General features: G+C 51.1%; 9 protein-coding genes. 7 read left to right on the forward strand and 2 right to left on the reverse strand.

Features of this window, described 5'->3' with window-relative positions; translation table 11 throughout:
• Positions 1-91 precede the first annotated feature (91 nt).
• From proB to ADA01nite_RS04290, 6 genes are all read left to right on the forward strand, one after another.
• Entirely contained in the window at positions 92-1,252 is a 1,161-nt protein-coding gene (proB, locus tag ADA01nite_RS04265; protein WP_146808669.1) for a glutamate 5-kinase, read from the forward strand.
• Positions 1,249-2,496 (forward strand): glutamate-5-semialdehyde dehydrogenase, encoded by a 1,248-nt coding sequence (locus tag ADA01nite_RS04270; protein ID WP_146808670.1) that lies wholly within the window; start codon positions 1,249-1,251, stop codon positions 2,494-2,496. Before proB ends, ADA01nite_RS04270 begins: the two co-directional genes overlap by 4 nt.
• Positions 2,497-2,509: 13 nt before the next feature.
• On the forward strand, positions 2,510-3,346 hold the full coding sequence (gene proC, locus ADA01nite_RS04275) for a pyrroline-5-carboxylate reductase (protein WP_146808671.1): 837 nt from the start codon (positions 2,510-2,512) through the stop codon (positions 3,344-3,346).
• 33 nt (positions 3,347-3,379) lie between these two features.
• On the forward strand, positions 3,380-4,192 hold the full coding sequence (locus ADA01nite_RS04280; protein ID WP_146808672.1) for a hypothetical protein: 813 nt from the start codon (positions 3,380-3,382) through the stop codon (positions 4,190-4,192).
• Positions 4,193-4,262: 70 nt separating this feature from the next.
• A complete protein-coding gene (locus ADA01nite_RS04285) occupies positions 4,263-4,556 on the forward strand; it encodes a hypothetical protein (RefSeq protein ID WP_146808673.1) in 294 nt (97 codons plus the stop codon).
• 12 nt (positions 4,557-4,568) lie between these two features.
• A complete protein-coding gene (locus tag ADA01nite_RS04290) occupies positions 4,569-4,913 on the forward strand; it encodes a spore coat protein (RefSeq protein ID WP_146808674.1) in 345 nt (114 codons plus the stop codon).
• Positions 4,914-5,026: 113 nt separating this feature from the next.
• Here the strand turns inward: ADA01nite_RS04290 and ADA01nite_RS04295 are convergent, their stop codons facing one another.
• Positions 5,027-5,296 (reverse strand): DUF2573 family protein, encoded by a 270-nt coding sequence (locus ADA01nite_RS04295; RefSeq protein WP_246147215.1) that lies wholly within the window; start codon positions 5,294-5,296, stop codon positions 5,027-5,029.
• A 208-nt stretch (positions 5,297-5,504) separates the two neighbouring features.
• Here ADA01nite_RS04295 and ADA01nite_RS04300 point away from each other — a divergent pair, with 208 nt between their 5' ends.
• Positions 5,505-5,849: a DUF1811 family protein gene (locus tag ADA01nite_RS04300; RefSeq protein WP_146808675.1), complete on the forward strand. Its 345-nt coding sequence runs from the start codon at positions 5,505-5,507 to the stop codon at positions 5,847-5,849.
• Here the strand turns inward: ADA01nite_RS04300 and ADA01nite_RS04305 are convergent.
• A complete protein-coding gene (locus tag ADA01nite_RS04305) occupies positions 5,846-6,388 on the reverse strand; it encodes a GNAT family N-acetyltransferase (protein WP_146808676.1) in 543 nt (180 codons plus the stop codon). The genes ADA01nite_RS04300 and ADA01nite_RS04305 overlap by 4 nt on opposite strands.
• Between the last annotated feature and the right edge of the window lie 24 nt (positions 6,389-6,412).

Consider the following 6,412-nt stretch of genomic DNA (forward strand, 5'->3'; position numbering starts at 1 on the left):
AAAAGTCAGCCTCTCTCCCATCATTTTCATGACGGGGTTGCGGCTGAGATGCCGTGGTGTTTTTTTAAAAAAGATAGGGGTGACAAATAAGATGGATGCCAAGAAAAAACATCGCATTGTGGTAAAAATCGGAAGCAGTTCATTGACGAATCCGACCGGAGGATTGTCCCGTGAGAAGCTGGAAGAGCATGTAGCCGCGCTGGCTGCGCTGCGCCGCGCCGGACATGAAGTGATTCTCGTATCATCCGGCGCCGTGGCGGCCGGTTTTACGTCACTCGGATATCCATCGCGCCCCGTTACGCTCGAAGGCAAGCAGGCAGCCGCAGCAGTCGGTCAGGGTCTGCTCATTCAGGCTTATAATGAATCTTTGCGTTCGTATGGTTTAATGGGCGCACAGATTTTGCTAACACGCGACGATTTCTCGAAACGCAACCGGTACCACAATGCGATGGGCGCCCTTAATGAACTGCTCAAGCGGGGGATGCTGCCGATTATTAACGAAAACGACTGCGTGGCGGTCGACGAGCTTACGTTCGGCGATAACGATATGCTTTCCGCGCTGGTGGCAGGGTTTCTGCGCGCTGATGATTTGGTGATTTTAACGGATACCGACGGATTGTATGACGCAGATCCCCGTTCCAACCCGCACGCCAAAAAGTTTACGCTTATTGAAGAAATCACGCCTGAAATTGAAGCGCTCGCCGGCGGCTCCGGCAGCCGCGTGGGTACAGGCGGCATGCGCTCCAAGATTCACGCCGCCAAGCTTGCCCTCTCGCTCGGTATTGACGTATTCGTCGGTACGGGTACAGGAGCTGATAAACTGCTCGATATCCTTACGGGCAAGGGCGCAGGAACGTATTTCCGTAACCAGATGAAAGCGCCGCTGAAAGCCCGCAAACAATGGATTGCCTTTCATGCCGAAAGCAGCGGCCGCATCGAAGTGGATGCGGGAGCGGCACAGGCTCTTCTCTATGAAGGAAAAAGCCTGCTTCCTTCCGGCATTACAAAGGTTAGCGGCGATTTTGCCCCGGGTCAGGTTGTCGAAGTAGCAGATACGGTGGGGCGCCTGCTGGGCAAGGGAGAGATAAACTACTCGGCGGAACAGTTGGAACAGGTAAAAGGGGAATCCACTGCAGTCTGCCGCGAACGGCTGGGTGTTCACCGGGTCGAAGCGGTTCACCGCGACAACTGGGTAACGTTATGGATGGAGGAAGACAATAAACAGGAACATAAGGAGGAGATCATGCAATGACCCTACTCGAAAAAGCGAAATTGGCGAAGCATGCGGCAACTCAGATGGTAACGCTGACGACCGAAGAAAAAAACCAGGCGCTCCTGGCGATGGCAGACGCGCTTACATCTAATATAGCGCGCATTCTGGAAGCCAACAAAAAAGATGTAGAAGCCGCAAAGCAGGCAGGTGTTACAAACGCATTAATTGATCGTCTGTCCCTCTCGGAAGGCCGCATTCGCGATATGGCCGAAGGACTGCGACAGGTTGTCGAGCTGGGGGATCCAGTCGGCAAAGAACTGGAAGCGTGGGAGCGTCCGAACGGCCTGCGCATCACCAAAGTACGCGTTCCGCTCGGTGTCATCGGCATGATTTATGAAGCGCGGCCAAACGTGACGGTGGATGCGACAGGACTTTGCCTGAAAGCAGGCAACGCTGTGCTGCTGCGCGGAAGCTCTTCCGCTCTCCACTCCAATCAAATACTTGTGCAGATCCTCCGTGAAGCGCTCGCCACGACAAAAGTAAGCAAAGAAGCGGTGCAGCTTCTCGAAGAAGGCACACGCGAAGAAGTTAACAAAATGCTAAAAATGAACGATTACCTTGACGTTCTTATTCCGCGCGGCGGAGCAGGTCTTATCCGTTCCGTTGTCGACAATGCATCCGTACCGGTGCTGGAGACCGGCGCTGGCAACTGTCACGTCTACGTGGATGAATCGGCTAAACCGGATATGGCACGCGACATTGTTGTCAACGCGAAAACGCACCGCCCGGCAGTATGCAATGCGGCCGAAACACTGCTTGTACACGAGGCATGGGCAGAAAAACACCTCTCTGATTTGCTAAGGGCATTGAAAGAAAAAGGAGTGGAACTGCGCGGCTGTGAGCGTACACGTGAACTGGCCAAAGATATCGATATCGTGCCGGCAACAGAAGAAGATTGGAGCACGGAATATCTGGATTATACGATGGCGGTCGCAGTGGTCGATTCTGTAGACAGTGCTATCGAGCATATTAACCGCTATAGCACCAAACACTCGGAATCCATTGTTACAGAATCAAAAGAGAACGCACGCAACTTCCAGAAGCGTGTCGATTCTGCGGCGGTCTATCATAATGCGTCTACGCGTTTCACAGATGGATTCGAATTCGGATTCGGGGCAGAGATTGGAATCAGCACGCAGAAACTGCACGCACGCGGACCGATGGGTCTAGAAGCTCTTACCTCTTCTAAGTATGTTATCTACGGTACAGGGCAAATCCGATAAAGGGGAGAAAAACATGTCTATCCTGCAGAATAAAACAATCTGTTTTCTCGGCGCCGGTTCAATGGCGGAAGCGATGATTTCCGGGCTGGTCGATAAAAACCTGATTCCTTCTGAACAAATTTGCGCAATCAACCGTGGTAATAAAGCCCGCATTCAGGAACTTGTGTCGCGTTATGGCATCGCTACTCCAGAGAAAGAAGAAGCGATTGCCGGAGCCGACATTATTGTACTATCGGTTAAACCAAAAGACATCGCGACTGCGATTGCCAATATCCGGGCGCTGACCACACCGGAGCAATTGTTTATTTCCGTGCTGGCCGGAACGTCCACTGACTACATCTCCAGTCTGCTCGGCCATTCGGCTGCCGTCATACGCACGATGCCAAACACATCGGCCGCAATCGGTCTATCTGCAACCGCACTTGCACCGGGCAAATATGCGACCGATGCGGATATGGACCTGGCAATACAGATTTTCCAGGCGGTCGGCATTGTAGAAATTGTCCAGGAAGATAAACTGCACGCCGTTACAGGACTTTCCGGAAGCGGCCCGGCTTATGTATACTATTTAGTAGAAGCAATGGAGCAAGCCGGACAGGAAATCGGGCTGGAGCGCGAAACGGCGCGTCGCCTTATTCTGCAGACCATCATCGGAGCAGCCCATATGCTGCGCGATCAGGGGGAAGAGCCGGCAACGCTGCGCAAGCAGGTCACCAGTCCGGGCGGTACAACCGCAGCGGGAATTGCGGTACTAGAAAAGCATGGATTCCAGGAAGCCATGCTTGCCTGCATCAAGCAGGCAGTCGCCCGCTCGGAAGAAATGGGAAAACAATCGGTTCCCACCTCCTAACCGTTGCTTTGAATTCGGCAAAGGAGACAGGGTATGGACGTTTTTGCACTATACGGCCCTAGTGGTACAGGAAAAAGCACAAGCGCGCTTGAGCTTGCGCATAAGCATAAAATCAATGCCATTATTGATGACGGCCTGCTGATCTACAAAGGCCGCAAAGTGGCAGGTACGTCCGCTAAATATGAACGTACGACAGTGCAGGCGGTGAAGCGGGCAATCTTTTTCTACGAAGATCATGCAGCAGAAGTCAGGCAGGCCATTCGCGATTTCCACATTGATCGCATTTTGCTGCTCGGCACCTCCCGTAAGATGGTGGATCGCATTGCGGCTGCACTGGAAATCGAGCCGATTTCCACGTATATCTCTATCGAGGATATTCGTTCTTCGAGCGAGATCAAGGCTGCACTCTACACGCGCCGTACAGCCGGGCAGCATGTCATCCCTATTCCCTACATTCAGGTGGAGCAGGACTTCTTCCGCCGCCTGATTGCGCGCGGCAAAAAAATTTTTTCATCCAAAAAAGAAGTTATCGGGGAAACAACCATTGTGCAACCGGACTTCGGGGGCGGACGCATGCATGTGACGGAGCATGTGCTGCGCAAGCTTGTCACATTGAGCTGTAAGGATATGCCTGAAGTAGAGAATGTGAGCAAAATTAACGTCACCTTAAACGACCTGCCGTCCGTCTCATGCGAAGTGCATCTGAATGTCTCACGCGGAACCTCACTGCCGCAAGTGGCACATAAGATTCGCCGCCGCGTGTATGATTCTTATGTACAGCATTTAAACATTGAACTGCACCATATTCATATTCATATTGGCAGATTGACTATAGCCGGCGTCTGAATGCGTCGGTTTTTTTTGTGCAAAATATGTTTGTACGTATTCCATTCCATACACGAAAGGAGCTCTTACCATGCAGCAACAGATGACAGGGCAATCGCAAGCTCAACAACCGGTGATGACGACACCTCCGAATGTAATGACAACGAAGGATGTACATTATGTAAAAGACCAGCTGAGCTGGCTGTTGGTAGCCATGAAAAAATGCAACCATTACTCGCAAGAATGTACCGATCCGCAGGTAAAACAACTGATTGATCGCGCCGGCCAGATGCACCAGCGCCATTACAACACACTGCTTCAGCACTGCCAGAACAATAACGCTTCCGCTATGAGCAGCATATCCGGCAGCATGTCGGCACAATAAGGAGGAAAGAAGATGCAAAACAACCAAATCGCCAACCCTACTTCCCCCGCGCAAAACCAGGCGCAGCAAACTCCGCAGATGACGGATCGCGATCGATTGAACGATGTTCTTACAACGCAAAAATATCTGACGGACGGCTTTAATATCGCGACACGCGAAGCAAGCCACGAGGCGCTGCACCGCGACGTGCTAACCTGCCTGACCGAGACGCATCAGTGCGCGCGCGATATCTATAATCTAATGTTCCAGCAGGGCTGGTATACGCTTGAAGCGGAAGAGCAGCAAAAACTCGACCAGACATACCAGCAGTTTAGCAGCTATACCGTACAATTCCCTTATACGTCTAAAGTTCAATAATATCTAAAAATGAAGCGTCTGCTGTGCTGTCCTTTTTCCCCAGAGAGGTTTTGCACAGTCATACCTCCTTACTTACAGATAACGCCCGGCTGTTATTTACCGGGCGTTACAGCTTATTTTCCTTCCTGTTGTTTCTTCTCATCGCTCCATCGCTTGATCTGTTCGAACAATTCGCGGAGCTGCTTCTTCTCTTCCGGATGCTCATTGGTCCAGTGCTGCACAAGCGGCGGCATCGTTTTCAGCATATGATTGTACAATGCCCACGTCTTCACCATCTCCACCCGCTCCTCATTTGCCTCGCCGGTCAAAAACTCGGTAAAGCTGTACAGCAGGCTCTCCATATCAGGCAGCTGTCCGCCGCTTCCGCTCTTATCACTCATCATGCATTCCTCCGTCTCTTAGCTTTTCTCCTACCTATTATTAACCTCTTTGCCTCCCGAATTCAAACAATAATGTGCAAGGGATATGTTATACTAAATGAGAAAAAAGAAGGAAAAATGCTGCCGTTTATGAACAAGCATATTTTTCTTTTTTTCCAGTTACTCCTATACACTATTCCTTGACTTTATTTACAGAAAGAAGGCATACCTTATGAGACGATACAGCGAAATGTCACGGGAAGAGCTGCAGGCTGAAATGCAGCGGCTGCGCGGGGAGAGCATGCGGAAATACCAGGCCGGCTACGTCTCTGAAGCATCGGTACTCGAATCCAAGTTCTTTATGGCCCGTTCCTACTTGCTTGACCCGGACGACTTTATGAGCGGCCAGGAATACGGAGTGATCGGATATGACGAGCCGTTCTTCGTCCGTTACCTTAACGGCATTATGGCCTGGGGACATTTTCGTTCCTCTGAAGAAGAAAAAGCGTTTCCGATTGGCCGACTCGAAGAGATCACTTCTTCCTGCGGATCAGGCGGCGGCTGTTGCGGCGTTTAAGCGCGCCGCCACTCATTTTTCAGCAAGCCGTACACAATGTGGTCGACATAATGATCATACAACCATTCTCCCTGACGAATTTGCCCTTCCCGGGTAAAGCCGAGCCGCTCCGGTATGGCGCGGCTCTTCTCATTTTCTACCGCGCACCGGATTTCGACACGATTCAATCCCAGCTCATCAAATACGTAGCGAATCAATCGACTAACGGCCGCAGTCATTATCCCTTTTCCCTGCATGTTTTCAATTATCCAATAGCCGATGCTGGTACAGTGATTTATCCAATCCATGTAGTGCAGCCCTACAACTCCAATAATTCTTCCTTTATACCACAGCCCATAGTCTGTGCCGTTTTGCATCATACGCCTTTGCCTGCTGCCAGCAATAAACATTTCTATATCGGCCGTCCCCTCTGTTGCATCGATCCAGCCGAGGAAGCGCCGCAGATGTCCCCGATTTGCATGAATCAAGGCGTATAACGAGGGCGCATCCTCCATTTCTACTTCCTTTAGCTTCACGTTCTTATTTACGATCAGGTCCATCTTTCTCCCCTTTCTGTGAAAATC

Source organism: Aneurinibacillus danicus, from assembly GCF_007991215.1.
In the GTDB taxonomy this organism is placed as follows: Bacteria; Bacillota; Bacilli; order Aneurinibacillales; family Aneurinibacillaceae; genus Aneurinibacillus; species Aneurinibacillus danicus.